Below are 26,697 nucleotides of genomic sequence, written 5' to 3' on the forward strand. Positions count from 1 at the left end.
ACCTGCCCAGTCACCCTTGCGGGCACCCTTGCAGGGCGGGTTCGAGTTTATTAAAAAGTAGGATTTTTACAACATTGCAGGGAGCGAGTCCAAGCAACCCGAGATTTTAGCCTGATCTCGCCGTCAGGGCAAGGCATGCCCTGTCCGTCCGGCAACGTGGCGCCCCCGCTGTCACTATCGATCCGCAAATAATATTGCCAATATGTCAACACGTACTTAAATTACGGTTTCCGCAAATCAGTGGAGCGATACATGCGGGGGTTGCGCAGGCCTGGGGCTCCTTAAAGCTGACGACCGTGGGGATTACGTCCAAGTCAGAACCGCACGCCTCCCTGCTCACCGGCCGAGTCCACCCCAGTGTGAAGGCACCAACGGCTAGGGAATTCGCGCGCAGTGTTGTTGACATAAAGCACGTCCAATGAGGCAAGGCGCTTCAATACAGCACGCGAGCACTCAGCCGATCTTAAAACCGGTATCGCGCCGTCAACCTCGCCCCCAGTGGCGCCCCCGGCATGTTCAGGTTCGGCGCACTCCCATGCCCCGACACGATATAGTCCCGATCCAGCAGATTATTCACGTTCAACTGCAAGTCAACCGCGCCAAGCCGATACCCCACCATCGCATCGACAGTGGCGAATCCCGGCAATTTCACGGTATTACCCGGATTGGCAAACCGCTCGCTGACCGCAACAACACCGAGCCCGGCGCGTAACGAAGACCCAAACGACTTCGACACCCACAGGTTGCCGCTATGCCGCGGCGTGAGCGTGGCGCGCTTCCCCTGCACCGGCACGCGCTTGATCACGTTGTCGCTGCTGTCGAGCGCCGGCGACGAGACCACCTCCGTATCCAGGAACGAATAGCCCGACCATACCTGCCAGCCACCCGCCAGTTGCCCCGCAAGGGTCAGCTCCAGGCCGTCGGAACGCTGGGTACCGACCGGCACCAGCAAGTTGGTCACCGGATCGGTGAACTTGACGTTGGTACGCTCCAGCCGGAACAGCGCGGCAGTCGCAGACAGCGCGCCACCGAAGAAATCGAACTTGCCGCCGACTTCCTTGTTCGTCGTCTCTTCCGGCGCGATCTGCGCATTGTTGGCAGCCAGCGGGAAGTTCTCGGCGGATGGCTGGAACGAACGGCTGAACGACACGTAGTAAGACTGCGTAGCCGAAGGCTGCCAGACGAGGCCGGCGCGTGGACTCCAGTCGGCGTCCACGCGTTGCAGGTTCGATTGCCCTGCCCTGCGTTCGCGCGTTTCCTGCTCGAAGCGGTCGTAGCGCACGCCGGCCAGCGCCTTCCAGCCCGGCGCCAGTTCCACGAGATCCTGCACGTAGGCGCCGCGTGTAGTGAAGATGCCGCGGTTGTCGGTGGCCGGCGCCACGTCCAGCGCCAGCGGCAGCACCGGCAGCACGGGATTGAACAGCGTCACGGTCGCCACGTTGCTGCGCGAGCGGTTCACCTGGTCCTTGTCCTGCTTGCCAAATTCCACGCCGTACAGCAGCTGGTGCTTCATGCCGGCCAGCGAGGCGATCTGCGTCAGTTCGGTCTGGTTGAACCAGCCATCTTCCTCGCGGCGCAGGTTCGTGCGGTTCAGCGAGGCCGTGCGTGCCGTCTCGTTGACGGAACCGACCAGCGTATTGTTCCGCGCCAGCGTGTAGTCGTATTTGCGGAAGCCGTTGCGCAGGCTCAGGCGCTCGCTGAAACGATGTTCCAGCGTGAAGCCGCCGGCGAAGACTTCGGCGTGCGAGAAGTCGACATCGCGCGCGTTGGCGGCACCGTAGTAGGTGCCGGCCGGCACGTCGACAGGGCGTCCCTGGTAGGACGGGATGCCGAAATCGGTGACGCGGCGGTCGGACAGGTGTTCGGCTTGCAGCAACAGGCCCGTGGAGGACCCGAGCGGCACGAACAGCGACGGCGCGATGGCGTCGCGTTCCAGGAATTGCTGGTCGCGGTAGCCGTCGGCCCGTTCGATGGCGCCCGTGACACGGAATGCCATGCCGTTTTCGCCGATCGTGCGCGCCAGGTCCACTTCGCCGCGCCGCTGGTTGTGGCTGCCCACGCGTACCGCGACCTCGCTGAGGTTGGTGCCGGGGCGCTTCGTCACCCGGTTGATGAGCCCGCCGGATGAGCCCCGGCCGTACAGCACGGCTGCCGGTCCCTTCAGCACCTCGATGCGCTCCACGTTCGACATGTCGCGGAAATACAGCGCGTCGTCGCGGAAACCGTCCACGAACTGGTCGGAGATGGCGGAAAACCCGCGCAGCGTCACCTGGTCGCGCTGGCCGTCGCCATGCGACAGGCCCACGCCGGGCACCGACTTCATCGCGTCTTCCATCGACAGCACGGCCTGGTCGCGCAGCAGCTGCTCGGGAATCACGTTGACGGTTTGCGGGATATCGCGCAGCGGCGCATCGATCTTCATCGCGCTGGTCGATGTCGGCACGTTGTAGGCGGGGCTGTCGGCACGCGTGCCGCTGATCGTCACGACGGCTTGCGGCTCATCCGCGGCTGCTGCGAGGGTATGCGCGTGGACGAACAAGGCTGCGGCCAGCGCGAGCGGGGTCTTTTTCAGGGTCATCTCTTTTTCTCTCGACGGAGCATTCAGACGTGAATGCGAATTATTATCATTCAACATTATTGCATGATGTGCAATTTGTGGCAATGTGTGGCAGGCGGTCCGTTGCGAAACGCGCGGCATCGCACGCTTGCCCGGCGTATGCTCGGCCTTCGATCGGATGACAGCGAAAGGAGGGAGAGATGCAATCGAGCCGACTGGAACAACTGGAACAGGGGCTACGCAATGCACTGCAACTCGTCGAGCGCGACGAAACGGGCGCGCAAGGAGAAATCGCCACCAGCCACCCGGCCGCGCGCGCCGCGGAGGAATGCGAACTGATGCTGCCCGAGCCGCTGACGCTCGCCTCGCTGGCCGAAGCGATCCGCCACAAGATCGATACGGTGCACGTGCTGCTGGATCGCGCGCGGGCACACGAAGCACTGCCGCCGGAAGCACAGCTGGCCGCGGATGAAGGCTACCTGACCGCGACGGACGGCGTGCCGGTGGACGGTCCCAGACACTGACGTTCAGGCGCCACAGGGACAGTCGCCGCCAACCCAGCGCCTGTCCCGCTACGCCGCCAATGCCGGCCTGCTTAACGCAGCTCAACGCCTGCCACCCCGGATTCGCTACTTTGCTCCTCAGTTCAATTCCCAGGAGCAATCATGTTCACCCCGCCCCGCCTCCGGATACGCCACGCGCCAGCCCGGCTATTGGCACTGGCCGCCGCCCTCCTCCTCTCGCAGGCCGCGCACGCCCTCGCCGGCGCTGAATTCCGCGAGCGCAGCGTCATCGGCAAATGGAAGCTGGTGTCGCTGCTCGACATGGCCTCGATCGCCTCGCTGGACGAAGCGGAAGCGAAAACGCTGCTGGGTAAATACGTGACGATCACGGCGTCGAGCGTGAAAGTGGACGAGGAAATCTGCGCTGCGCCCGAGTTCTGGGCAGAGCGCATCATGCCGGAACCCCACATCCAGGAAAAGCTGCACACGAGCGCGGAACGGCTACGTTTGCCGAGCCCGGCAATCATGGTCGAGCTTGGGTGTACGGATGTGTATATCCGCAATCCGCGCCAAATGGTGCTGCTGTGGGGTGGCGCGATGTTCGAGGCAGAGCGGATCGTGGCCGCGCCTGCGCCGAAGCCGAGCAGAAGGCGGCCACCGCAAAGCAGCCGGCAAGCAAGGCCGGCCCGAACAAGGCAGGCGGTCCTGTCACCGCGAGCCCCGGAAAAGCGCCGGCCAGGAAGGCCGGCTTTCGCGCACCTGGGCAGGCCACCGCGAAGGCAAAGCCGGTCCCGCCGCCCCCTCCGAAGAAACGCCCGGTCAAGTGACGCGCCCCCATGCACGCCAGGAGCGTGTGTGCTGTGCGACTGCGACAGCAGACGCGAGCGGCAGCACGGCGCAATTTCTTGAGCATATCCGACCGCCCCAGGTGATGGCCCTGTCTCAGGCAATTTGGGCGCATCACCCCTGCACGAAAAAAACCGGAGCGCGGTCTTGAAAGACCGGTACAATCCTCCATATACCATCCACTTGGATGGTAATAGGATGATAAAGATGCCAGACCTTAAGCTCCGCCCTTCCGATTCGGAAAAGATCACGATCAACCTTTTCCCGGTCGACCTGGGCCAGATCGACCTGCTCGTACAGCAGGGTTTTTATGCCAACCGGTCGGACCTGATCCGCACGGCAATTCGCAACCAGCTCAACCAGCACGCGGACGTCGTGCGCCAGACCGTCGAGCGCAACCAGTTCGTCCTCGGCTTGCAGCAATTTTCGCGGGTCGACCTGGAAGCGGTGCAAGCGGCCGGCGAGATGCTCAATATCCGCGTGCTCGGCCTCGCGTCGATCGCGCCGGATGTATTGCCCGAGCTGGCCGCCGCCACCATCCAATCGATCACCGTGCTCGGCGCGCTGCATGCGAGCCCGGCGGTGAAGGCGGCGCTGGCTGGACGGATCAGCTAAAGACCGCCAAGCGCATGAGGCACCCCAACGGCAAGCGCCGGAGCAGCGCCCGCGAGGCGTAGCCGGAAATTTGAGCAAAGCTCCTTGCCGGCGTGGCGATGCTGCCCTGCAAGGAGCATCCCTCCCTGGCCCGGCAGCTTGCACCGAGGTGCACTCCGTTACCCAGACACACAGCCAACCGAAAAGGCTTTATATGAAATTCGATTCCGCACTGATGGCCCGCTTGCAAGCAGCCACGCAAGACTTGATGAAGGACGGCCCGCTGTCCGCCACCGCCGCGATCCAGCGTGCGCTGGCAGGCGATGATGCCCCGGCAGCCGAGCCGCCTACGAAAGGCGCGCAGCCCGGCGCGACGATGAAGGATCTGAATCCGCCGCCGGAAAAACCGCAGCCCCGCCGTGCCCCATGGGGCCGCAAGGCGGCGCGCGCCGATGATCCGCCACCGCAGGGAGCAACGCAAGAGCAGCCCGGTCCGAAGAGCGGCATCCCGGACATGGCGGACATGCTGGCCAAGGCCGGCATCACGCTGCCCGAAGGGTTCGCAGACAGCTTCAAGGAAAAATTCAAGGGCGGCCTGCAAGGCGAATGGCAGGGCAAACTGCCCGAAGGCCTGCTGGACAACCTGCCGGAAGCGTTGAAGAATGCCAATCTGCCGGGTGGCCGCAAGCGCCCGCCACCTCCCCCGCTGCCGGACGGCGCGCGCTTCGACAGCGCCAGCTACACCTGCTCCGCGGGCACGCGCGGCTACAAGCTCTACGTGCCGAGCACCTATAAATGCGACGGCCAGCCGGTGTCGCTGGTGGTAATGCTGCACGGTTGCACGCAGGACCCGGACGATTTCGCCGCCGGCACCCGCATGAACCAGGTGGCGGAGGAAACGGGCTGCCTGGTCGCTTACCCGGCGCAATCGCAGCAGGCCAACAGTTCGAAATGCTGGAACTGGTTCAGCGCCGCTGACCAGCGGCGCGATCAGGGCGAGCCGGCCATCATTGCCGGGATTGCCCGGCAGGTGATGGCCGAGTACAAGGTAGACACGGCGCGGGTGGGCATCGCCGGGCTGTCGGCCGGCGGCGCCATGGCGGTCGTGGTCGGGTCGCTGTACCCCGAGCTCTTCAAGGCGGTTGGCGTGCATTCCGGCTTGCCGTTCGGGTGTGCGACGGATTTGCCCTCGGCCTTGCAGGCCATGCAGAAGGGCTCTTCGTCCGGGTCCCGCCCGGTAGCAAGCCCGCCGCTGATTGTCTTCCACGGCGACAAGGACCGGACCGTGCATCCGAAGAATGGCAGCGATGTGCTGGCACACGGTCTCGTCGGGCAGGCAGGCGCGGCGGAGGTTCAGCGGGGCAAGGCCGACGCGGGGCGCAAGTACACGCGCACCGTGCACCGGGCGGCCGATGGACGGGTGCTTGCCGAGCACTGGGAATTGCATGGCGCCGGGCACGCCTGGGCTGGCGGAAGCGCCAGCGGGAGCTATACCGACCCGACGGGGCCGGATGCAAGCCGGGAAATGGTGAGGTTCTTCAGCCAGGTGGCCGGCGCTTGATCCGCTGGGCCAGCTGGTGTCGGACACCTTTAGGTGTGCGACACCGGTTTTCCCCAGAGGTCGCGAGTCCAACCGAACACCAGTCGGTCCGCCGCAGCGGTCGCACCATTTTCTGGATGAGGCCCCCAGAAAATAGTGTCCAACACCAGGCACGGGGGCTATTGGCTGAAAAGACCGGCCGCAACCGCCACCACAACCCTCGTTTATAATCTCGGTTTGTCGTCCGCAAAGATCAAGAAACATGGCAATCCAGATCAAGACCCCCGAAGACATCGAAGGCATGCGCCTTGCCGGCCGCCTCGGCGCCGAAGTCCTCGACTACATCACTCCCTTCGTGAAACCCGGCGTGACCACCGGCGAGCTGGACCGCCTGTGCCACGAGTACATGACCAATGTGCAAGGCACGGTGCCGGCGCCGCTGAACTATGCGCCGCCCGGCTACCCGCCGTATCCGAAGGCGATCTGCACGTCCGTCAACGACGTGATCTGCCACGGTATCCCGGGCGACAAGGTGCTCAAGGCCGGCGACGTGGTGAACCTGGATATCACCGTCATCACCAAGGACGGCTACCACGGCGACAACAGCCGCATGTTCTACATCGGCCAGCCGACGATCCTGGCCAAGCGCCTGACTGAGATCACCTATGAGTGCATGTGGCTGGGCATCGCCCAGGTGCGCCCGGGCGGCCACTTCGGCGACATCGGCCACGCGATCCAGCAGCATGCCGAGAAGGCCGGCTACAGCGTGGTGCGCGAGTTCTGCGGCCACGGCATCGGCAAGGGTTTCCATGAAGAGCCCCAGGTGCTCCACTACGGCAAGCCGGGCACCGGCGAGGAAATGAAGCCGGGCATGATCTTCACGATCGAGCCGATGATCAACGCCGGCCGCCGCGAGATCCGCGAAATGGGCGACGGCTGGACGATCAAGACGAAGGACCGCAGCCTCTCGGCCCAGTGGGAACACATGGTACTGGTGACCGAGACCGGCTACGAGGTGCTGACCCTGTCCGCCGGTTCGCCGCCGCCCCCCGCCTTCATCACCGAAAAAGCTGCGGTCTGATCCCATGCTGGCCCACGCGACGCAGAAGGAGCTGCGCGAGCAGCTCAAGGGAAGGCTGAAATCGGATCGGCAGGTGGTGATCGCCACCTTCCGTGAAGACGGCAAGCCGGAAAAACTGCTGCGCAGCCTGCGCCAGAGCGTGGACGAGGTGCTCACGCAAGCGTGGGAAGCGGCGGGCCTGCCACCCGAATCGGCGCTCGTGGGCGTGGGCGGCTATGGCCGCGGCGAGCTGTTCCCCTGCTCCGACGTGGACGTGCTGATCCTGCTGCACAAGAGCCCGGGCGAGGAAACCCGCCGCCGGCTCGAGGAATTCGTGCAGCTGCTGTGGGACCTGGGCCTGGAAATCGGTTCCTCGATCCGCACGGTCGAGGAGTGCCTGGCCGAATCCGAGGCGGACATCACCGTGCAAACGAGCCTGCTCGAAGCGCGCCTCGTCACCGGCAGCCATGAAGTGTTCGAGCGACTGCAGCGCGAATACGATGCGGCGATGGACCCGCAGGCGTTCTTCCACGCGAAGACGAGCGAGATGCGCCAGCGCCACGCGAAGTACGAGGATACGGCCTTCTCGCTCGAGCCGAACTGCAAGGAAAGCCCCGGCGGCCTGCGCGACCTGCAGGTGATCCTGTGGGTGGCCAAGGCCGCCGGCCTGGCCAGTTCATGGCGCACGCTGGCCACGCGCGGCCTGATCACGCAAACCGAGGCGCGCCAGCTGATGGAAAAGGAGCGCGCCTTCAAGGATATCCGCGTGCGCCTGCACCTGCACGCCGGCCGCCGCGAAGACCGCCTCGTGTTCGACGTGCAGACGGCGATCGCCGAGAGCCTGGGCTTTCAGACCACCGGCGACGGCGTGCACATGCGCCGCGCCAGCGAATACCTGATGCAGCGCTACTACTGGGCCGCAAAAGCCGTGGTGCAGCTGAACACGATCCTGCTGCAGAACATCGAAGCGATGCTGTTCCCGCAGGGCGGCGAGCCGCGGCCCATCAACGAGCGCTTCAACGAGGTGAACGGCTTCATCGACATCGCCGCCGACGACGTGTTCGAGCGCACGCCCTCGGCGATCCTGGAGCTGTTCGTGCTGATGACGGAACGCCCGGCATTGAAAGGCATCACGGCCCGCGCCACGCGCGCGCTGTGGCACGAGCGGTTCAAGATCGATTCGGCATTCCGCGCCGATCCCGTCAACCGCGCCTACTTCCTGCGCATCCTGCAGGCCCCTTCCGGCATCATCCACGCGCTGCGGCGCATGAACGAGCTGTCGATCCTGGGACGCTACCTGCCGAACTTCCGCAAGATCGTGGGGCAGATGCAGCACGACCTGTTCCACGTCTACACGGTGGACCAGCATATCCTGATGGTGGTGCGCAACATGCGCCGCTTCACGATGACGGAGCACGCGCACGAATACCCGTTCTGCAGCCAGCTGATGGCGAACTACCCGCAGCACTGGCTGCTGTACGTGGCCGCGCTGTTCCACGACATCGCCAAGGGCCGCGGCGGCGACCATTCCAAGCTGGGCGTGGCCGATGCCGTGCAGTTCTGCCAGGACCACGGCATGAGCGCGGACGAGACGGAGCTCGTCGCCTTCCTCGTCGAGCAGCACCTCCTGATGTCGACGGTGGCGCAGAAGCAGGACCTGTCCGATCCGGACGTGATCGAAGCCTTTGCCAGGACGGTGCGCGACGAGCGCCATCTCACCGGCCTGTACCTGCTCACGGTGGCCGATATCCGCGGCACGAGCCCGAAGGTGTGGAACGCCTGGAAGGCCAAGCTGCTGGAAGACCTGTACAAGATGACGCTGCGCGTGCTGGGCGGCGAGCCGCATTCGGCCGACCGCGAGCTGAAGAACCGCCAGCAGGAAGCGCTGGCCACGCTGCGCCTGTACGGCCTGCCGCCGACGGCGCACGAGGCGCTGTGGAAGCAGCTGGACATGGCCTACTTCCTGCGCCACGACGCCTCCGACATCGCCTGGCAGACGCGCGCGCTGTACGAGCGCCTGGACAGCCCGACGCCCGTGGTGAAATGCCGCCTGGCGCCGATCGGCGAAGGCCTGCAGATTGCCGTGTATGTAAAGGACCAGCCGGACCTGTTCGCGCGCATCTGCGGCTACTTCGACCGCAAGAACTTCTCGATCCTCGATGCGAAGATCCACACGACGAAGCACGGCTACGCGCTCGACACCTTCCTCGTCACGGAGCAGAGCTTCGCCAAGAGCTACCGCGACATCATCAACCTGATCGAGCACGAGCTGTGCGACCTGCTGCAATCGCAGGCCCCCATGCAGCCGCCGGTGCGCGGGCGCCTGTCGCGGCTGTCACGCACGTTCCCGATCCAGCCGACCGTGGACCTGCGGCCCGACGAGCGGGGCCAGTACTACCTGCTGTCCGTCACCGCGAACGACCGCACCGGCCTGCTGTACTCGATCGCCAACGTGCTCGTGAAATACCGCGTGAACCTGCACACCGCCAAGGTGATGACCCTGGGCGAGCGCGTGGAAGACGTGTTCATCGTCGACGGCCCCACGCTGTCGAACGCGCGCACGCAATTGCAGCTTGAAACCGATTTATTGGAAGCCTTGAAAGTCTGATTTTGTAATGTCCGAAGAACTTTTGCGTTTATCGAAACGCATGTCCGAACTGGGGTTGTGCTCGCGCCGCGAAGCCGACGAATGGATCGCCAAGGGCTGGGTGCGGGTGGACGGCAAGGTCGTCTCCGAACTGGGCACGAAGGTCTACCCGAGCCAGAAAGTCACCGTCGAGCGGCAGGCCGCCGCCGAGCAGAGCAAGCGCGTGACGATCCTCATCAACAAGCCGATGGGCTATGTGAGCGGCCAGGCCGAGGATGGCTACCAGCCGGCCGTCACCCTGGTCAAGCCGGAAAACCGCTGGAGCGGCGACACCTCGCCCGAGCAGTTCCACCCCACCCAGCTGCGCAGCCTCGTGCCAGCGGGGCGGCTGGACATCGACTCCGTCGGCCTGCTGGTGCTCACGCAGGATGGCCGCGTTGCCAAGCACCTGATCGGCCACGACACGGACATCGACAAGGAATACCTGGTGCGCGTACAGTACACGAAGCCCGGCAAGCTGCCGGACGCGGACCTGAAGAAGCTTAACCACGGCCTGTGGATGGATGGCAAACCGCTGCTGCCGGCCAAGGTGCGCTGGCAGAACGACGATCAGCTGTCGTTTACGCTAAGGGAAGGCAAGAAGCGCCAGATCCGCCGCATGTGCGAGATGGTGGGGCTGAAGGTGATCGGATTGAAGCGCGTGCGGATCGGCCGCGTCAAGCTTGGCGAACTGCCCACTGGACAGTGGCGCTATCTCGGACCGGATGAGCGTTTTTAGCCACAGAATCTCGCTGGAGCTAGCTGTACGGCAATAATGTTGCCTCGGATCAAATCAATACTGGTATCCTTGGAATTCAACCGCCGATCATGCCCTGACTTTCATGCCTAAAAACCTCCGCGATCACCTGGCATGGCTGCATTCGCCTGCCGTTCGGCGCTTCAGTGCGCAACTGCGGCCGAAAGGCGCCGCCCTGCCGCCAGCCGATGCCGGCGTGAAGGAATATGTGCGCACGGAGGCTGCCGGCCACCTGCTGATGCCGGGCCTGCCACCGCGCCGTACTGGGCAGCCCCGCGCGGCCGACATCATCGACCGTATTCCCCTTGGAGCACCAACCCACGACGTTTCCGACGCGGCCGCGATCCGCGACGCGCTGCAGACCATCTGCGACCGCGGCGACGCGGTCACGCTCTACACGGCCGACGCCACGCTGGGTCCGCAACTGGCCCGCATCCTGGCCGTGGATGCCGCCGAGCCCCGCTTCACACTGCAACTGAACGACGGCGTGGTACTGCCGCCGGGTCGCTGCACGTTCGTGAGCCGTCTCGAATCGGCGCGCTGCCAGTTCGAACTCACGGACGACTGGACGCCGCTCCCCGGCACGGTCGACCTGGTGCCGGCGCCATTCCCCGAGCATTGCCAAGTACTGAACCGCCGCAGTGCCGCGCGCCTGGAAACGCCGCTGGCGGGCAACTACACCGCTTCCTTCGTGCTGTTCGGCACCCCGTTCGAGCTGCAGCTGTACGACGTGGCCACCGGCGGCATCGGCATGCGCTGCGCCCCGCGCGACGCACCCGGCCTGCACACCGGCCGCAAGCTCCAGCGCGTGCGGCTGGAACTGGGCGAGACGGTCGTGATCTGCGACCTCGAAGTGCGGCTGTCGCGCCGCTTCCGCTCCTTCCTGCTGGGCGAACAGATGCAGATCGGCTGCCGCTTCGTCAACCTGTCGCCGCAGATGCAGGAAGAGGTGGACAGGGCGATCAAGAAGATGGCGATGGGGCGCCGATGAGCCTCGGTGTCGGACATCTTTTTCCGGGCCTCATCCGGAAAAAGGTGTCCGACACCGGTTCTCCCCTGATGCATCAACGAACAACCTCCATTGCCGGCAACTTCACCCAAGCCCGCAACCCGCTTCCCTCTTCCTTCCCCTCCAGCCCGATCTCGCCGCCGTGCCGCTCCACGGCCGCCAGCGCGATCGCCAAACCCAGCCCGCTGCCGCCCTGCGCCTGCGCCGGGTCCCGGAAGAACCGGTCGAACACGCGCTCGCGCAGCGCAGGTGCGATGCCGGGCCCTTCGTCCGTCACCGTCAGCAGCGCATGATCGCCTTCCCGTTGCAGCCGCACGTCGACCGTACCCCGCTCCGGGCCGTACTTGATGGCGTTGTCGACGAGGTTGTCGATCAGCGACGTGAGGCTCTCGCGCCAGCCACGCACCGCCAGCCCCGGCTCCGCGTCCAGCGCCATCTCCACGCCACGCGCATCGGCGATGGCGGACAATGCCGCCATCCGGTCCTGGAGCAGCGCGTCGAGCGCCACCGCCTCGGCTTGCTCGACCGCCGCGGCATCGCTGCGCATCAGGTTCAACAGCTGGCCGACGAGCCGGCCAGCGCGGGCCACGCTGCTGACGACCCCGGCCAGCAGTTCGCGCTGGCGCGGCCCGGAGGCCTGCGCCTGCAGCGCTTCCACATTGATGCGCATCGCAGCCAGCGGCGTGCGCAGCTCGTGCGCCGCATCGGCGATGAAGGCGCGCTCGCGGGCGGTCGCTTCCTTCAATCGGCGCATCAACGTATCGATGCTGTCGACCATCGCGCGCAATTCGCGGTGGCGTGGCCGGAACGACAGCGGCGCAAGGTCGTGCGGGCCACGCGAGCCCACCTCGCGCGCCACGGCGTTCCACGGCCGCAAGGCGAGGCGGATCGACAGCCACGCAGGCAAGGCCAGGAAAGGGATGCTGATCATCAGGGGCAGCAGATAGAAGCCCTTGGAGTTGAGCGTGAGGAAGATATTCATCGGGTCCGCCGCCACGATCAAGGTCAGGCGCAGGCCGCTGCGTGGCGATACCTTCGTGCGCGCACGCCAGCGCTTGCCGTTGAACGCCAGGGTTTCGATCGAATCGGTTTGCCGGGTGCCCACGCCGGCGGGCAGGTCGGCGCTCCGGTACAGGACACGGCCATCCCGCTCGACCAGCATGCGCGGCGCCATGTCCCCTTCCACATCCTCGGCCAGGGCGCGTTCGATATACCGGAACGTCTCGCGCTGCTGCGCCGGGGAGCCGGTCAGCTGATCGGCCACCAGCAGCATGGCGTCGAACACCGCTTCCTGCTTCAGGCCCGAGTCATCCCTGCCGCTCTCATACACCACGAAGGCGGCGCTGAGCGTCCACAACAGGGCCAGCAAGAGCATCTGCGCCAGCAGCAGGCGGCGCATCAGGCTCGGCTCGAGAATGCGGCGCATCAGGCGGGTCATCGGGCCGGTTCCTGGTCGATCACGTAGCCCACGCCGCGCACGGTGCGGATGTAACCCTCGCCGATCTTGCGGCGCAGGTTCGCCATGTGCACATCCAGCGAATTGCTGGCATTGGCCTGGGCACCCGGCAGCGCGCTTTCTTCCAGGCTGCGGCGCGTGACCACGCGATCGGCGCGCATCATCAGCGTTTTCAGCAGCTCGTACTCGCTGGCCGTCAGGTCCACGGGCCTGCCCTGCACCGCGACGCGGCGCGTGGGCAGGTGCAGGCACAGGCCGCGCAGTTCCAGCGTGGCGCCGTCGAAGCCATAGCTGCGGCGGGCCAGCGCGCGCACACGCGACAGCAATTCGGCCAGCTCGAACGGTTTCACCAGGTAATCGTCGGCGCCCGTGTCCAGGCCCTGCAGGCGGTCCGGCAAGGCGTCGCGCGCCGACAGGATCAGCACCGGCACGCCGCTGCGGTTGCGGCGCAGTTTCGCGAGCAGGTGCAGGCCGTCGCCATCGGGCAGGCCCAGGTCCAGCAGCACCAGGTCGCAGCGCTCCCCATCCAGGTATTCGTCGGCGGCGGCCATGTGGCGCACCCAGATGACATCCATGCCCTGGTCGGCCAGCGCGATGCGCACGCCGTTGCCGAGATCCAGGTCGTCTTCGATGAGCAGAATTTTCATGAGGCGTATTACACCATCGCCACGTGAAGAAAGTGTGAAGATTTATCTTCATGCAATCTTCATGATCGGCTCAGGTTTCCTTCATGCGCGCCCCCGACACTGTGCGCTCCAGAACTCACAGGGATATGCGATGAACAAGAACAACCTGGCCGCCATCGTCCTGCTGGCGTGCGCAGCCTGCGCGCAGGCCGAGGACAACGTGCTCACCTTCGGTGCCGGCATTGCCGGCGCGGCGCGCTATTCGGGCGCCGACGACTACGTGATCGGGCCGCTGCTGGCGATCGACTACCAGATGGCCAACGGCTTCTACGCAAGCACCTTGCGCGGCATCGGCTATGGCGGCGCGGTAGGACCGGTCTATCTGTCGGCCGCATTGGGGTACCGCGGCGAACGCTCCGAGAAGGACCGCAGCGGCATCGGCGGCGCCAGCGGCAGCCCGGCGCTGCGCGGCATGGGCGACGTGAAAGGCAGCGCCACCGCAGTGCTCGGCGCCAGCTGGGACATCGTCGATGGCCTGGCGCTGGAATGGCACGCCGAGCTGCCCGTCAGCAAGCGCGAGAACGGACGCCAGATCGGCGTCGGCCTGACCGGCACGCTGTACCAGCAGGCCCGCGACCACGTCACGCTGAGCCTCGCCGCGAACATCGCCGACCGCGACTACATGCAGACGTATTACGGGGTGACGGCCACGCAATCGGCCCGCTCCGGCTATCGGCAGTATCGGCCGAAGGGCGGCCTGTACGAGGTCGAACTGGGGATGACGTGGAAGCACATGATCGACACGCGCTGGGGCGTGACCGGCACCCTGAGCGCCGTCGCCCTGACCCGCGACGCCGCCAACAGCCCGATCACGAAACGCCCCCGCTCCGCGGCAGGCGCCGTCTACGCGACGTACAGCTTCTAAGCACCGCAGAGCGGTAGCCAAAATCGGTGACAAAACCGGTGACAGGCACCGCCTTTTTCGGAACATTTCCCGAAAACCGGTGACAGGCACCGCCTTTTTTGAAATATTTCCCGAAGACCGGTGCCTGTCACCGGTTTTCTTGCAACATTCGGCGAGATCGGTGCCTGTACCGGTTTACAGGATATCCAGCGCCACTTTCCGCTTCGGGGCGGGGAAAGCGGCGTCCAGGGTCGCGAGGTCTTCGGGCGTCAGCACGATATCCAGCGCGGCGCGGTTGGCGCGCACGTGGTCGGGCTGGACAGCTTTCGGGATCGCGCACACGCCATCCTGCGCGAACAGGAAGGCCAGGGCGATCTGCGCGGGCGTGGCGCCATGCCGGGCGGCGACCTGCCGCAGCGCGGGGTCGGCGAACAGCCGTTGTTGCTCGCGCCGGTCCGACTCGAGAGGCGAGTACGCCATCACGGGAATGCCGTGTTCGCGGCACCACGGCAGCAAGTCGAACTCGATGCCGCGCCGGCGCAGGTTGTACATCACCTGGTTGGCGGCGATCGCCTTGCCGCCCGGCGCGCGCAAGGCTTCCTGCATGTCGGCCGTATCGAAATTGCTGACGCCGTAGGCGAGTATCTTGCCAGCCGCGCGCAGTTTCTCGAAGCCTTCCAGCGTTTCGGCCAGCGGCACGCCGCCGCGCCAGTGCAGCAGGTACAGGTCGATGCGGTCGGTGCCAAGCCGGGCCAGGCTGCGTTCGCACGCCCGCTGCACCTCGCTGCGCCCGGCGTTGTGCGGGTACACCTTGCTGACGAGCGTGACCTCGTCGCGCCGGCCGGCAATCGCGGCGCCGACCACGCGCTCCGCGCCGCCTTCGCCGTACATCTCGGCCGTGTCGACCAGCGTGATGCCGAGGTCCAGGCCCAGTTGCAGCGCGCGTACCTCTTCGTCCTGGTGGGCGGGGTCTTCGCCCATGTACCACGTGCCCTGACCCAGCCGGTGCTGCGCAATGGGGTTCATTTGCCCTCCTTATACCTCGATCCTGCGTGCGGAATTCGCGGCCCAACGATACAGCGTGACAAGGATCGCGGCGCCGACGGCCAGGGCGATCAGCATGCCGGTCGATTCGTCGACACCGCCGCCCAGGGCCAGCGGCTCCGCATCGCCGGTGAGCACGATCAGCGCGGCGAGCGCCACGTTGAACAGGCTTTCGCCGACGATGAAGCCCGACATCACGAGCACGCCCACGCGCGAGGCGGCTTCGCCATACGTCTTGCCGCGCATCGACTTCTCGAAATAGTAGCCGGCGACGGCGCCCACCACGACCGGCGCGGTCACGGAGGAAGGCAGGTACACGGCCAGGCCGACACCCAGCGGTGGCAGGCTGTATTTGCCGTGGCTCGATTTCTTCAGCACGAAATCGATCGCCACCAGTATCAGGCCGATGAGGGCGCCCCAGCCGATCAGGCCCCACGGCAGGTCGTGGGAGATGACGCCGCGCGCCAGCGTGGAAATCAGCGTGGCTTGCGGCGCCGCCAGCGGCTGGTTCGAGATGGCGTTCTGGTTCGGCGCGCCGGCGAAGCCGTAGGCCTCGTTCAGCAGGTCCAGCACGAAGGGCACCACGCAGGAACCCGCGAACACGCCGATGACCAGCGCCACCTGCTGCTTCCACGGCGTGGCGCCGACCAGCTGGCCGGTCTTCAGGTCTTGCAAATTGTCGTTGCCGATCACGGCCACCGCCAGCACCACCGTGGTGACGAACAGCGAGAACGCGATCAGCGCCTTGGCGACATCGGGGCCCATCAGTTCGCGGCCGACAAAACCGACCGAGGTGGCGGCGCCGAGGATCGTCAGGATCGCGATGCCGGAGACGGGCGAATTCGAGGAACCGATCAGGCCTGCCATGTAGCCGCATACGGCAGCGGCCAGCAGGCCGGCCACGAGGATGTAGCCGATGCCGACGGCCACCAGCGGCGTGGCGACCGATGCGAGCACGCCGCCTTGAAGGAAGGCCGACAGCAGCCAGCCCGCCGGCACCATGGCGATCAGCGTGACGAGGCCGACGATGAAGATCGGCACATCGCGCTCCACGCGCGGCACTTCGGCGCCGCCGTGTTTCGCCGCGCGTGACGCGGCCAGCGCCGACTTCAGGCCGCCCAGCACGGGCTTGGCCAGCGTTGCCAGCGTGACGATGGCCGCGGCACCGATCGTGCCCGCGCCCATCATGCGTACCTGGGTGCTCCACACGCCCAGCGCGTGGTCGGCGACCGATGCGCCGGCGGCCATCGGCGTGACCGCCGTGAGGATCGGCACCAGGATGCCCCAGGCGATCACGAGGCCGACCAGCATGGCAATGCCGACCGTGATGCCCATCAGGTGACCGGCGCCGACCAGCGCGAGCGACGTGGAAGCGCCCAGGCCCGTGGCGGCGGTGCCGCCGCCGAAGCGGAAGTAATACGCCACCTCGTGGGATACCAGCTTGGCACCGGCCAATGCGGCGAAGCCGGCCGAAGCGAGCGTGCCCAGGATCACGGCCTTCAGGCCCGCCTTCCCTTCCTGGGCACCGGCGCGCGACTGCGTGCCCACCTTCAGCACCTCGGCCGCGGCCACGCCTTCCGGGTACGGCAGCTTCGATTCCGCGACAAGGGCGCGGCGCAGCGGGATCGTGTACATCACGCCCAGCACGCCGCCGATGGCACAAGCACCGAAGGTGGGCCAGAACGGGATCTCGGCCCACCAGCCGACCATCAGGAGGCCGGGCAGCACGAAGATCACCGAAGCCAGCGTGCCGGCGGCCGAGGCGATCGTCTGCACGATATTGTTTTCCTGGATCGTTGCGTCCTTGAACGCCGACAGCAGCGCCATCGAGATGACGGCGGCAGGAATCGACGTGGCGAAGGTAAGGCCGACTCTCAGGCCGAGATAGACTTGGGCGGCCGTGAAGACGAGCGTGATGAGGATGCCGAGGATGATCCCCCGCGCCGAAAATTCAAGTGGATTGGACGAAGAGGGTTGGCTCATCCTGGTTTCTCCCGGTAGCCCCCGGATTTGTGATCCAGGATTGTTATCGTATGGTCAATGAGGGTGGTCAATGCTGGGCGGGATATTACGACAGATTTGGTGCGGCGCCAATGATTGCTGGCGCATATCGAAATGCAGTGTTTGCGGGCTGTGGGATGAGAAAACCGGTGTCGCACACTTTTTCCGGGAAAGGCCCGGAAAAAGTGTGCGACACCAGCGCGTATACCCCGCGGCGGATGCCGGGGTCCGACCCGCCGGGTCGGACCCGGTCCCTGCCGTTGGGTGCAGGACGTGCGGCGCCGCGCCAGCCTCAATCGTCGTCGTTCGGGTCCAGCTCCGGAAACATCACGCTGGTGAAGCCGAACTTGCTGAAATCGACGATCCGGCTCGGATACAGGATGCCGTGCAGATGATCCACCTCGTGCTGCACGACCCGCGCATGGAAGCCCTCGGCATCGCGCGAAATGCGGTTACCGTGCTGGTCGAAGCCTTCGTAATGCAGCCGCGTGTAGCGCGGCACGCTGCCGCGCAGGCCGGGCACGGACAGGCAGCCTTCGAAGCCCTCTTCCTTCTCTTCCGACAAGGGCGTGAGCACCGGGTTGATCAGCACCGTCTCCGGCACTTGCGGCGCATCGGGGTAGCGCGGGTTCGACTTGAAGCCGAAGATCATCACCTGCAGGTTCACGCCGATCTGCGGCGCGGCCAGGCCGGCGCCATTGGCGGCGTGCATCGTGTCGAACATGTCGGCGATCAGCGCATGCAGCGCGGGCGTGCCGAAGTCGCGCACCGGGTCGGCCTGCCGCAACAGGCGGGCATCGCCCATCTTGAGGATTTCACGGACGGTCACAGCGTCTCCCTGGTTTGCGCCACGAATTCGGCGAAGGCGGCACCCGTTTCCGGGTGCTTCAAGCCCATCGCCACGGTAGCTTTCAGGTAGCCCAGCTTGGAGCCGCAGTCATAGCGCTGGCCTTCGTAGCGGTAGGCCAGTACGCGCTCGTGCTGCAGCAGCGCGGCGATGCCGTCGGTCAGCTGGATCTCGCCGCCGGCGCCCATGCCGACCTGCTCGAGGAAATCGAAGATGCGCGCCGACAACACGTAGCGGCCCACCACGGCGAGCGTGGACGGCGCCTCCTCGGGTTTCGGTTTCTCGACGATGCCCGATACCAGCTCGAGCCTGTCGCGATACGGCGAGGCGCTGACGATGCCGTACTGGCGCGTCTGCTCGCGCGGCACTTCCTGCACGGCCAGCAGGCTGGCGCGCTCGAAGTCGTAGCGTTCCGTCATCTGCGCCAGCACTGGCCGCACGTCCTCGGGCGTATCCATGAAATCGTCCGCCAGCAGCACCGCAAACGGTTCGTCGCCGACGATGGGCCGCGCGCACAGCACCGCGTGGCCCAGGCCCAGCGGCGCGGACTGGCGGATGTAGATGCAGTTCACGTGCTTGGGAATCACGTTCTGCACCAGTTCCAGCAACTGCTGCTTGTTTGCCGCCTCCAGTTCCGCTTCCAGCTCGTAGGCCTTGTCGAAATGGTCTTCGATGGCGCGCTTGTTGCGGCCGGTGATGAAGACCAGGTCGGTAATGCCCGCCGCCACCGCCTCCTCCACGGCATACTGGATGAGCGGCTTGTCGACGATGGGCAGCATCTCCTTTGGCTGCGCCTTGGTGGCGGGGAGGAAACGGCTGCCCAGGCCGGCGACGGGGAAAACGGCTTTGCGGATTGCGTTCATCTTTGTTCTCGCCAGAAATCTTGCAGAAAAACCGGTGACAGGCACCGTTTTCCAGGAAATGTTGCAAAGAAACCGGTGCCTGGGCTGGATGATGGCTTGCAAGCCATCATTCGTTCCGCAGGCGCAGAGCATGCTCTGCGAAACCCCTGCTCCACCACCGGTTTTGGTGCAACTATTTGCCCAGCAGCGCCAGCAGGGCTGCTTCGTCCAGGATCGTGACGCCGAGTTCCTCGGCTTTCGCGAGCTTGCTGCCGGCTTCGGCGCCGGCGACCACGTACGAGGTTTTCTTCGAGACGGAACCGGAAACCTTGCCGCCCGCCGCTTCGATCATGGCGCCGGCGGCGTCGCGCGACAGGGTCGGCAGCGTGCCGGTCAGCACGAAGGTCTTGCCCGCCAGCGGCCCTTCTTCGACGGCGGCCGTGTCCGGCAGCTGTTCGAGCAGCTCGGTACGCAGCGCGGAGAGCGACATCAGCATGTCCCGGTTCGCCTGCGATGCCATCCACTCCTCGAGCGAAGCGACGACGTTGGCCGGCAGGCCATACACGCCGAACACCTTCTGGAACGCCAGCTTTTCCAAGGTCATGCCATCGGCCAGCAACTGCCTTGCGCGCGGCTCGGTGAGCTTCGGGATGCCCAGGGCGGCGAGCAGCTTCACTTCGTCGAGCTTCTCGCGCAGCTGCGCCTTCGGCGCATGCTCGCCCTGCGGCGTCACGCCGGCGGCGAGCAGCGCGTCGATGGCCTGCTGGTTCTTCTCTTCCGCGAAGAAGTCGGCGATCGATTCGGCCACCGTGCCGCCGATGTCCGGCAGCACCCGCAGCAGCGCGGCCGGGGCGCGGCGCACCAGCTCGAACTTGCCGAGCCAGTCGGCCAGCGTCTTGCCCGTCGATTCGCCCACGTGCCGGATGCCCAGCGCAAACAGCAGCCGTTCCAGCGGCGGCTTCTTGCTGGCCTCGATCGCGGCCAGCAGGTTGTCGGCCCACTTGGTCGCCACCTTGCCCTGCTTGACCGTCTCCGGCGTGGTGCCGTCGCGCTCGTCGGCCGCCAGCTTCATGCGCAGCAGGTCGTCCAGCGTCAGCTTGTACAGGTCCGCCACGCCATGCACCAGGTTGCATTCGACGAGGCTGTCGATGTAGCGGTCGCCCAGGCCTTCGATATCCATCATGCGGCGGCCGGCGAAGTGGCGGATCGCTTCCTTGCGCTGGGCCGCGCACGTCAGGCCGCCGGAGCAGCGCGCCACCGCCTCGCCTTCCTCGCGCACCACGTGCGAGCCGCACACGGGGCAGGTATTCGGCAGCACATAGGCCGCCGGCTCCGGCGTGGGCCGCTTGTCCAGCACCACCGCCAGCACCTCGGGGATCACGTCGCCGGCACGGCGCACGATGACGGTATCGCCCACGCGCACATCCTTGCGGCGCACCTCGTCCTCGTTGTGCAGCGTGGCGTTGGTGACGGTCACGCCGCCCACGAACACGGGCACCAGCCGCGCCACCGGCGTGATGGCGCCGGTGCGGCCCACCTGCACCTCGATCGCCTGCACCGTGGTCAGCGCCTCTTCGGCCGGGAACTTATGGGCCAGCGCGAAGCGCGGCGCGCGCGAGACGAAGCCAAGGGCGCGCTGGTCTTCCACGCGGTTGACCTTGTAGACGACGCCATCGATCTCGTACGGCATCGCCGGCCGGGCCTTGCCGATCCGTGCGTAAAACTCGAGCAGGCCATCCTTGCCCGTCACCACGGCGCGTTCCTTCGCCACCGGCAGGCCCAGTTCCGCGTACCAGTCCAGCAGGCCGGAATGGGTCGCGGGCATGTCCGCGCCCACGAGTTCGCCGATGCCGTAGGCGAAGAAGCGCAGCTTGCGCTGGGCGGTAATGCGCGAATCGAGCTGGCGCAGCGCACCGGCGGCGGCATTGCGCGGGTTGACGAATTCCTTCTGCCCGGCCGCGCGCTGGCGCTCGTTCATGGCGGCGAAATCGGCCTTGAACATCAGTACTTCGCCGCGCACCTCGAGCACTTCCGGCAGGTCGTTCCCGTGCAGGCGCAGCGGAATCGACTTGATCGTGCGGATGTTGGTCGACACGTCCTCGCCCGTATAGCCGTCGCCGCGCGTGGCGGCCTGCACGAACACGCCGTTCTCGTAGCGCAGGTTGATGGCCAGGCCGTCGAATTTCAGCTCGGCCGCATAGTCGACCTGCACCGCGTCGAGTCCTTCACGCACGCGGCGGTCGAAGTTTTCGATGTCCTCGTCGGTAAAACCGTTGTTCAGCGACAGCATCGGCACCGCGTGCGTCACGGCCGCGAACTGCTCGCCCGGCGGCGCGCCCACGCGCTGCGTGGGCGAATCGGGCAAGGCCAGTTCCGGATGCCGCGCCTCGAGCTGCTGCAGCTCGGCGAACAGCTTGTCGTACTCGGCGTCGGGGATCGTTGGCGCATCCAGCACGTGGTAGGCATGCAGGTGACGGTTCAGCTCCGACGTCAGCCATGCGGCGCGTTCGGCGGGGCTCTGGAGGTCTTGGCTCATTTAGTACCAGGAATCAGTTGAACAGCCGCAACGCGCGCGTGGAGCCGGCGGGGATATCGGAAGCTTCCATGTCGGCATAGAACTCCTTCACCTGCCCGGCGATCTCGGCGATCGAGGCGTCGGAGAGCGGCTGGTTGTAGTCGTCGACGATGATCGCGTCTAGCCGCTGCACCAGCGACTTCGCGCAGGCGATCATGGCGCCGAAGCCGTCGCGCGCCGGCGCCACGCAGGGCACGTCCAGCAGCAGGGTAAGGCGCCCCGTCGTTTCCTCGGCCGGCGACACATTGGTCGACAGCGTGAAGAGCTGGCCGCCCTCGCCGTCCGCCATCACGAAGCGACCGTCCGGACGCAGGTCGAAGCCCTGCTTTTCCAGCGCGCCGACCAGCGTGGTCACATCCCACGGCGCGCCGTTGGCGGCCAGGTTCACGCCCAGCTGGGCGTCGTGGTTGGCCACGAAGCGGTGCAGGTTCTTCGCCTCGGCCATCACTTCCATCATGTCGGGAATCTGCGGTTCGGCGCCGATCTCGTCGGCCACGGTGCGCAGGCGCGTCACCAGTTCTGAGTATTCGAGTTCGTTCAGGGCCGTGGTGCGGCTGGCCAGCTGCACCCCACCCTGCAATTTCGTGTACACGATGCCGTGCTGGATCGGCAGCCAGTCGCCGGAAACGGCCAGGCCCACGTAATGCACCGGCTTGTTGCCGACCAGGCGCAGCTTCTGCAAGGCCGGCAGCAGCTTCTCACCGCGCATCGGCGCGGCCATCTCCAGCGGCAGCAGGCAATCGATCAGCGGATCGACGAGGGCGGTGGCCAGCTCGGATGGCGGCACGGCTGCGTCGGCGCTGCGCACCGGAACCGGCGGCTCGACGATCGGCGCGGGTGCCGGGGCAGCAGCCGGCGGGGGCGCCGGGGCCGGAGCCGCGGAGGGTGCGGGAGCTGCGACCGGCGCCGCGGTGACGGGTTCGGCAGCGGCAACCGGAGCGGCCGCAGGAATGTCCAGCGTGGGCTCGGCGGGAACCTTCACCTCGGGTTCGGCATGTTGCACGTCGTCTGCGACCACGCTGGGCGCCACGATATCGTCGTGGGGCGGCTTGCCGTAGGCGCCGGAGCCGGCATCGACCATGGGCACATCGCCCAGCGAGAAGCTGGGTTCCGCCCGCGCCGCGACGCCATCGGCGGCGGCATCGGCCGTGATGTCGAGGCCAGGCTCGTCGCTGCGGCGCATCAGCACGTCGTCATGCTCGGACGCGAAGGCCCGTTCGACGCTCTTCTTGGCCTTGTGCTCCTGCCACTTGTTGTAGATGAATACGCCGGCGACGAATACGCCGGCAGCTGCGATCAAACTGGTCTGGAAATCTGTCATGCTGCTTGTGCCTCGGTAGCGAAATGGGCGGCGGCTTCGATATCCACCGCCACGATGCGCGATACGCCCTGCTCCTGCATCGTCACACCGATCAGTTGAGTGGCCATCTCCATCGCGATCTTGTTGTGCGAGATGAAGAGGAATTGGGTCTGGTCCGACATGCGTTTCACCATCTTGCAGAAACGTTCCGTGTTTGCGTCGTCCAGCGGCGCGTCGACTTCGTCGAGCAGGCAGAACGGCGCCGGATTCAGGCGGAACATGGAGAACACGAGGGCCGTTGCCGTCAGCGCCTTTTCACCGCCGGACAGCAGGTGGATCGTCGCATTCTTCTTGCCCGGCGGCTGGGCCATCACCTGCACGCCGGAATCGAGGATCTCGTCGCCCGTCATGATCAGTTTAGCCTGCCCGCCACCAAACAGGATCGGGAACAGTTCGGAGAAGTGGCCGTTCACGCGGTCGAACGTTTCCTGCAACAGGTCGCGCGTTTCCTTGTCGATCTTGGCGATCGCGTCTTCCAGCGTGGCGATCGCTTCCAGCAGGTCGCGGTTTTGCGCGTCCAGGAAATTCTTGCGCTCGGAAGCCTGCGCCAGCTCGTCGAGGGCGGCCAGGTTGACGGCGCCCAGCGCGGCGATCGCATTGGTCAGCCGCGTCACTTCGGCTTGCAGGTATTGCGCCTTCATGTCCGGCTGCAGCTTGGCCGAGAGCGTAGCTTCGTCGGCCTGCACCTCGGCCAGCTGCTGGGCGAACTGCTCCTGATTCAGGCGCGCGGCCTGCTCCTTCAGCTGGATCTCCGTGATGCGGTCGCGCTGCGGTTGCAGGCTGCGTTCGCCGCTCATGCGCGCTTCCTCGGCGTGGCGTAACTGCTGCGTGATCTGGTCGAGCTCGTGACGCGCGTCGGCCAGCGCGCGTTCCTGCTGCGTGCGGCGGTCGAGCAAGTCCTGCAAGCCTTCGTGCGCGGTACCGGCTTCCAGGCCGGCCAGTTCCAGCTCGCCCGCGCGCAGGCTCTCGACCACCTGGGCCGCCTGCGTGCTGGCGGTGGCGATGTTGCGGCGCAGTTCGTCGATACGATTACGCGCCGACTTCTCGGCGAATTCCGCTTCCTGCGCGCGGCGCTCCAGGTCACGCAGTGCCTCGCGGGCATCAGCCAGCCGCGCCTCGATGCGCAGGTAGCCCTCCTGCCCTTCCTCGTGCTCGCCCTGCAATTCGGCCAGCGCCATGTCGAGCTGTTCGAATTTCTCTTCCGATTCCAGCTTGGCCTGCATCTGCTCCGCTTCCTGCGCGGCGATCTCGGCGAGATCGGTTTCGATCTGCGTGCTGCGCTGGTTGAAGCGCGCCTCGATCTCGGACAGCTTCACCACTTCCAGCTGCAAGGCGTGCACGGACGACGTGAGCGACTGGTTTTTCTGCCGCAGCTCGGCGACGACGCGGCCGTGGTTCGTTACCGCCGCCTCGGCGCGCACGGCGCGGGCGCGCGCTTCCTCGGCCAGCATGGCCTGGGCGCGCAGCTGCTTGCCGATATTGTCGATCTCCTGCTGGCGCCCCAGCATGCCTTCCTGCTCGGAGTCGGCGGCATGGAAGCGCACGCTCGACTGCGTCACGATATGGCCCTGGCGCGTGACGAAGGACGCGCCGGCCGGCAGGTGGCCGCGGTTCGAGAATGCCTGCGCCGTATCCTCGGCCACGAAGACCTGGTGCAGCCAGTCCTGCAGCACACCGCGCAAGCCCGGGTCGTTCAGTTTCAGCAGGTCGAGCAGCGGCTTGAAGCCCACCGGGGCGGCCGGTGCCGGCGCCGCGGTGAGCGGCGCGAACAGCGCCAGCTTGGCCGGCGGCGCATCGCCGATGAAATGCTTGGCCCAGTCGAGGTTCGAGACCTGCAGCGCGCCGGCGCGCTCGCGCAGCACGGATTCCACCGCGGCTTCCCAGCCCGGCTCGATGGCCAGCTGCTGCCACAGGCGCGGCAACTCGTCCAGCCCATGCTTCTTGAGCCATGGCGTGACCTTGCCCTGGGTTTGCACCCGCTCCTGCAACTGGCGCAGCGCCGTCAGGCGCGCTTCCAGCTGGGCGCTGGCGGCCGTTTCGCCTTGCACCGCGGCTTGCGCGGCACGGCGCTCCTCTTCCAGGCGCGGCTGCTGTTCCAGCGCCTCGTCCAGCTGCATGCCGGTTTCTTCCAGCGCCTGCTGCTTTTCCTCGAGCTGGTAGCGCAGGTTTTCCAGGTGCGACGCATCCGGCATCGCCAGGCCATTGCGCTCCTGCTGCAGCCGCTCGCGCCGCGTGGCCAGGCTGGCGAGGATGTTCGACGCATTGCGCTGGTGCGCCGATTCCAGCTCCAGCTGCTGCTGCATCCCCATGATGCGGGCGCGCGACTCGGTGGATTTTTCCTGGGCTGCGCGCCATTCGCCTTCGAGCAGCGGCAGCAGCTCGGCCTTCTGTTCGGCCAGCATGCGCGATTCCTCGACCTTGGCCGCCAGTTCCTCGAGGTTGAAATCCGCCTCCTCCAGCTGGCCGCGGTATTCCTCGGCCTGCTGCTGCCACTGGTCGCGCTGCGCGGCCAGTGTGCCGAGCTGCTGCTGCAGGCGCGTGCGCGATTCGACCACGAACTTGATCTGCGCTTCCAGGCTGCCGATTTCCGCGTTGGTCTGGTACAGCGCCCCTTGGGCGGTGTGCAGGCGGTCACCAACGGCGAAGTGCGCCTGGCGCATCTGCTCCAGCGACAGTTCCACATTGCGCAGCCTGGCGGTCTGCTCTTCGAGATCGGTCTGCGCCTGCAGCATCTCGCCAAACCAGCGCGCTTGCTCGGCCTGTGCCTCGTTGCGCCGCAGCAGCCACAGGAGCTTCTGCTTTTCATCCTGTTCCGCCTGCAGCTGGTGGAACCGGGTGGCGATCGCCGCCTGGCCTTCGAGCTTTTCCAGGTTGCCGGAAAGCTCGCGCAGGATGTCTTCCACGCGCAGCAGGTTGTCGCGCGTGTCGTGCAGGCGATTCTCCGTCTCGCGGCGGCGCTCCTTGTACTTCGAGACGCCGGCGGCTTCCTCGAGGAACACGCGCAATTCCTCGGGCCGCGACTCGATGATGCGGGCGATCATGCCCTGGCCGATGATGGCGTAGGCGCGCGGCCCCAGGCCGGTGCCCAGGAAGATGTCCTGGATATCGCGCCGGCGCACCGGCTGGCCGTTGATGTAGTAGGTGGACGTGCCGTCGCGCGTGAGCGTGCGCTTGACGGCGATCTCGGCATACTGGCCCCATTGGCCGGATGCCTTGCCGTCGTGATTGTCGAACACGAGTTCGACGGACGCGCGGCCGGCAGGCTTGCGATGGGTGGAGCCGTTGAAGATCACATCCTGCATCGACTCGCCGCGCAGCTCGGACGCCTTCGATTCGCCCAGCACCCAGCGCACCGCGTCGATGATGTTCGACTTGCCGCAGCCGTTCGGCCCCACCACGCCTACCAGCTGCCCGGGCACCTGGAAATTGGTGGGATCGACGAACGACTTAAATCCCGACAATTTAATGGATGATAGACGCACGTAGAGGAATGTATCTTGCCCGACTGTTGTTCGCCCGGCAGGCTGGTTGCAAAGGTGGTTATCATACC

19 protein-coding genes are annotated in these 26,697 nt (G+C 66.1%); 9 read left to right on the plus strand and 10 right to left on the minus strand.

Annotated features, from left to right (window positions below; translation table 11 throughout):
* Positions 1 to 463: 463 nt before the first annotated feature.
* Positions 464 to 2,578: a TonB-dependent siderophore receptor gene (locus tag V6Z91_RS26685; protein WP_338763425.1), complete on the minus strand. Its 2,115-nt coding sequence runs from the start codon at positions 2,576 to 2,578 to the stop codon at positions 464 to 466.
* A gap of 179 nt (positions 2,579 to 2,757) precedes the next feature.
* On the opposite strand from V6Z91_RS26685, the gene V6Z91_RS26690 reads away from it, so the two are divergent.
* From V6Z91_RS26690 to V6Z91_RS26725, 8 genes are all read left to right on the plus strand, one after another.
* Entirely contained in the window at positions 2,758 to 3,081 is a 324-nt protein-coding gene (locus V6Z91_RS26690) for a hypothetical protein (RefSeq protein WP_338763427.1), read from the plus strand.
* A 141-nt stretch (positions 3,082 to 3,222) separates the two neighbouring features.
* The gene (locus V6Z91_RS26695) at positions 3,223 to 3,969 is read left to right on the plus strand and encodes a hypothetical protein (protein WP_338763429.1); all 747 of its coding nucleotides are present in this window, start codon (positions 3,223 to 3,225) and stop codon (positions 3,967 to 3,969) included.
* 144 nt (positions 3,970 to 4,113) lie between these two features.
* A complete protein-coding gene (locus tag V6Z91_RS26700; RefSeq protein WP_338763431.1) occupies positions 4,114 to 4,521 on the plus strand; it encodes a CopG family transcriptional regulator in 408 nt (135 codons plus the stop codon).
* Between the two features lie 193 nt (positions 4,522 to 4,714).
* Complete coding sequence (locus V6Z91_RS26705; RefSeq protein ID WP_338763432.1) at positions 4,715 to 6,061, plus strand: PHB depolymerase family esterase; 1,347 nt, start codon at positions 4,715 to 4,717, stop codon at positions 6,059 to 6,061.
* A gap of 241 nt (positions 6,062 to 6,302) precedes the next feature.
* Entirely contained in the window at positions 6,303 to 7,121 is an 819-nt protein-coding gene (map, locus tag V6Z91_RS26710) for a type I methionyl aminopeptidase (RefSeq protein ID WP_338763434.1), read from the plus strand.
* 4 nt (positions 7,122 to 7,125) lie between these two features.
* Positions 7,126 to 9,708 carry a [protein-PII] uridylyltransferase gene (locus V6Z91_RS26715; RefSeq protein ID WP_338763436.1) on the plus strand — a complete coding sequence of 861 codons (2,583 nt, stop codon included), beginning with the start codon at positions 7,126 to 7,128 and terminating at the stop codon, positions 9,706 to 9,708.
* A 7-nt stretch (positions 9,709 to 9,715) separates the two neighbouring features.
* Positions 9,716 to 10,465 carry a pseudouridine synthase gene (locus V6Z91_RS26720; RefSeq protein ID WP_338763438.1) on the plus strand — a complete coding sequence of 250 codons (750 nt, stop codon included), beginning with the start codon at positions 9,716 to 9,718 and terminating at the stop codon, positions 10,463 to 10,465.
* 103 nt (positions 10,466 to 10,568) lie between these two features.
* Positions 10,569 to 11,474 (plus strand): PilZ domain-containing protein, encoded by a 906-nt coding sequence (locus tag V6Z91_RS26725; RefSeq protein WP_338763440.1) that lies wholly within the window; start codon positions 10,569 to 10,571, stop codon positions 11,472 to 11,474.
* A gap of 73 nt (positions 11,475 to 11,547) precedes the next feature.
* On the opposite strand, the gene V6Z91_RS26730 is transcribed toward V6Z91_RS26725, so the two are convergent.
* Positions 11,548 to 12,930, minus strand: a complete 1,383-nt coding sequence (locus V6Z91_RS26730; protein ID WP_338763442.1) for an ATP-binding protein — start codon at positions 12,928 to 12,930, stop codon at positions 11,548 to 11,550.
* Entirely contained in the window at positions 12,927 to 13,595 is a 669-nt protein-coding gene (locus tag V6Z91_RS26735) for a response regulator (RefSeq protein ID WP_338763444.1), read from the minus strand. The genes V6Z91_RS26730 and V6Z91_RS26735 overlap by 4 nt, the downstream gene beginning before the upstream one ends.
* Before the next feature lie 130 nt (positions 13,596 to 13,725).
* On the opposite strand from V6Z91_RS26735, the gene V6Z91_RS26740 reads away from it, so the two are divergent.
* Positions 13,726 to 14,499, plus strand: a complete 774-nt coding sequence (locus tag V6Z91_RS26740) for a MipA/OmpV family protein (protein WP_338763446.1) — start codon at positions 13,726 to 13,728, stop codon at positions 14,497 to 14,499.
* Positions 14,500 to 14,673: 174 nt separating this feature from the next.
* Here the strand turns inward: V6Z91_RS26740 and V6Z91_RS26745 are convergent, their stop codons facing one another.
* The 7 genes from V6Z91_RS26745 to smc form a co-directional block, all read right to left on the minus strand.
* Positions 14,674 to 15,504: an aldo/keto reductase gene (locus V6Z91_RS26745; RefSeq protein WP_338763449.1), complete on the minus strand. Its 831-nt coding sequence runs from the start codon at positions 15,502 to 15,504 to the stop codon at positions 14,674 to 14,676.
* Between the two features lie 9 nt (positions 15,505 to 15,513).
* Positions 15,514 to 17,505 (minus strand): oligopeptide transporter, OPT family, encoded by a 1,992-nt coding sequence (locus V6Z91_RS26750; RefSeq protein ID WP_338763451.1) that lies wholly within the window; start codon positions 17,503 to 17,505, stop codon positions 15,514 to 15,516.
* Positions 17,506 to 17,815: 310 nt separating this feature from the next.
* Positions 17,816 to 18,352 carry a peptide deformylase gene (def, locus tag V6Z91_RS26755; RefSeq protein WP_338763453.1) on the minus strand — a complete coding sequence of 179 codons (537 nt, stop codon included), beginning with the start codon at positions 18,350 to 18,352 and terminating at the stop codon, positions 17,816 to 17,818.
* A complete protein-coding gene (gene galU / locus V6Z91_RS26760; RefSeq protein ID WP_338763455.1) occupies positions 18,349 to 19,233 on the minus strand; it encodes a UTP--glucose-1-phosphate uridylyltransferase GalU in 885 nt (294 codons plus the stop codon). The genes def and galU overlap by 4 nt, the downstream gene beginning before the upstream one ends.
* 172 nt (positions 19,234 to 19,405) lie before the next feature.
* On the minus strand, positions 19,406 to 21,748 hold the full coding sequence (gene ligA / locus V6Z91_RS26765; RefSeq protein WP_338763457.1) for an NAD-dependent DNA ligase LigA: 2,343 nt from the start codon (positions 21,746 to 21,748) through the stop codon (positions 19,406 to 19,408).
* A gap of 13 nt (positions 21,749 to 21,761) precedes the next feature.
* Positions 21,762 to 23,108 (minus strand): cell division protein ZipA C-terminal FtsZ-binding domain-containing protein, encoded by a 1,347-nt coding sequence (locus V6Z91_RS26770; RefSeq protein WP_338763459.1) that lies wholly within the window; start codon positions 23,106 to 23,108, stop codon positions 21,762 to 21,764.
* Positions 23,105 to 26,629 carry a chromosome segregation protein SMC gene (smc, locus tag V6Z91_RS26775; protein WP_338763461.1) on the minus strand — a complete coding sequence of 1,175 codons (3,525 nt, stop codon included), beginning with the start codon at positions 26,627 to 26,629 and terminating at the stop codon, positions 23,105 to 23,107. The genes V6Z91_RS26770 and smc overlap by 4 nt, the downstream gene beginning before the upstream one ends.
* Positions 26,630 to 26,697 lie beyond the last annotated feature (68 nt).

It is taken from the genome of Massilia sp. METH4 (genome assembly GCF_037094685.1).
Classification (GTDB): Bacteria; Pseudomonadota; Gammaproteobacteria; order Burkholderiales; family Burkholderiaceae_D; genus Rugamonas.

What these genes read in the sequence shown, in the direction of transcription:
- map (WP_338763434.1), top strand. Translation starts at nt 6,303, where the DNA reads ATGGCAATCCAGATCAAGACCCCCGAAGACATCGAAGGCATGCGCCTT.
- V6Z91_RS26700 (WP_338763431.1), top strand. Translation starts at nt 4,114, where the DNA reads ATGCCAGACCTTAAGCTCCGCCCTTCCGATTCGGAAAAGATCACGATC.
- V6Z91_RS26750 (WP_338763451.1), bottom strand. Translation starts at nt 17,505, where the DNA reads ATGAGCCAACCCTCTTCGTCCAATCCACTTGAATTTTCGGCGCGGGGG.
- V6Z91_RS26770 (WP_338763459.1), bottom strand. Translation starts at nt 23,108, where the DNA reads ATGACAGATTTCCAGACCAGTTTGATCGCAGCTGCCGGCGTATTCGTC.
- ligA (WP_338763457.1), bottom strand. Translation starts at nt 21,748, where the DNA reads ATGAGCCAAGACCTCCAGAGCCCCGCCGAACGCGCCGCATGGCTGACG.
- galU (WP_338763455.1), bottom strand. Translation starts at nt 19,233, where the DNA reads ATGAACGCAATCCGCAAAGCCGTTTTCCCCGTCGCCGGCCTGGGCAGC.
- V6Z91_RS26740 (WP_338763446.1), top strand. Translation starts at nt 13,726, where the DNA reads ATGAACAAGAACAACCTGGCCGCCATCGTCCTGCTGGCGTGCGCAGCC.
- V6Z91_RS26735 (WP_338763444.1), bottom strand. Translation starts at nt 13,595, where the DNA reads ATGAAAATTCTGCTCATCGAAGACGACCTGGATCTCGGCAACGGCGTG.
- V6Z91_RS26690 (WP_338763427.1), top strand. Translation starts at nt 2,758, where the DNA reads ATGCAATCGAGCCGACTGGAACAACTGGAACAGGGGCTACGCAATGCA.
- V6Z91_RS26725 (WP_338763440.1), top strand. Translation starts at nt 10,569, where the DNA reads ATGCCTAAAAACCTCCGCGATCACCTGGCATGGCTGCATTCGCCTGCC.
- V6Z91_RS26730 (WP_338763442.1), bottom strand. Translation starts at nt 12,930, where the DNA reads ATGACCCGCCTGATGCGCCGCATTCTCGAGCCGAGCCTGATGCGCCGC.
- V6Z91_RS26695 (WP_338763429.1), top strand. Translation starts at nt 3,223, where the DNA reads ATGTTCACCCCGCCCCGCCTCCGGATACGCCACGCGCCAGCCCGGCTA.
- V6Z91_RS26720 (WP_338763438.1), top strand. Translation starts at nt 9,716, where the DNA reads ATGTCCGAAGAACTTTTGCGTTTATCGAAACGCATGTCCGAACTGGGG.
- V6Z91_RS26685 (WP_338763425.1), bottom strand. Translation starts at nt 2,578, where the DNA reads ATGACCCTGAAAAAGACCCCGCTCGCGCTGGCCGCAGCCTTGTTCGTC.
- V6Z91_RS26745 (WP_338763449.1), bottom strand. Translation starts at nt 15,504, where the DNA reads ATGAACCCCATTGCGCAGCACCGGCTGGGTCAGGGCACGTGGTACATG.
- V6Z91_RS26705 (WP_338763432.1), top strand. Translation starts at nt 4,715, where the DNA reads ATGAAATTCGATTCCGCACTGATGGCCCGCTTGCAAGCAGCCACGCAA.
- V6Z91_RS26715 (WP_338763436.1), top strand. Translation starts at nt 7,126, where the DNA reads ATGCTGGCCCACGCGACGCAGAAGGAGCTGCGCGAGCAGCTCAAGGGA.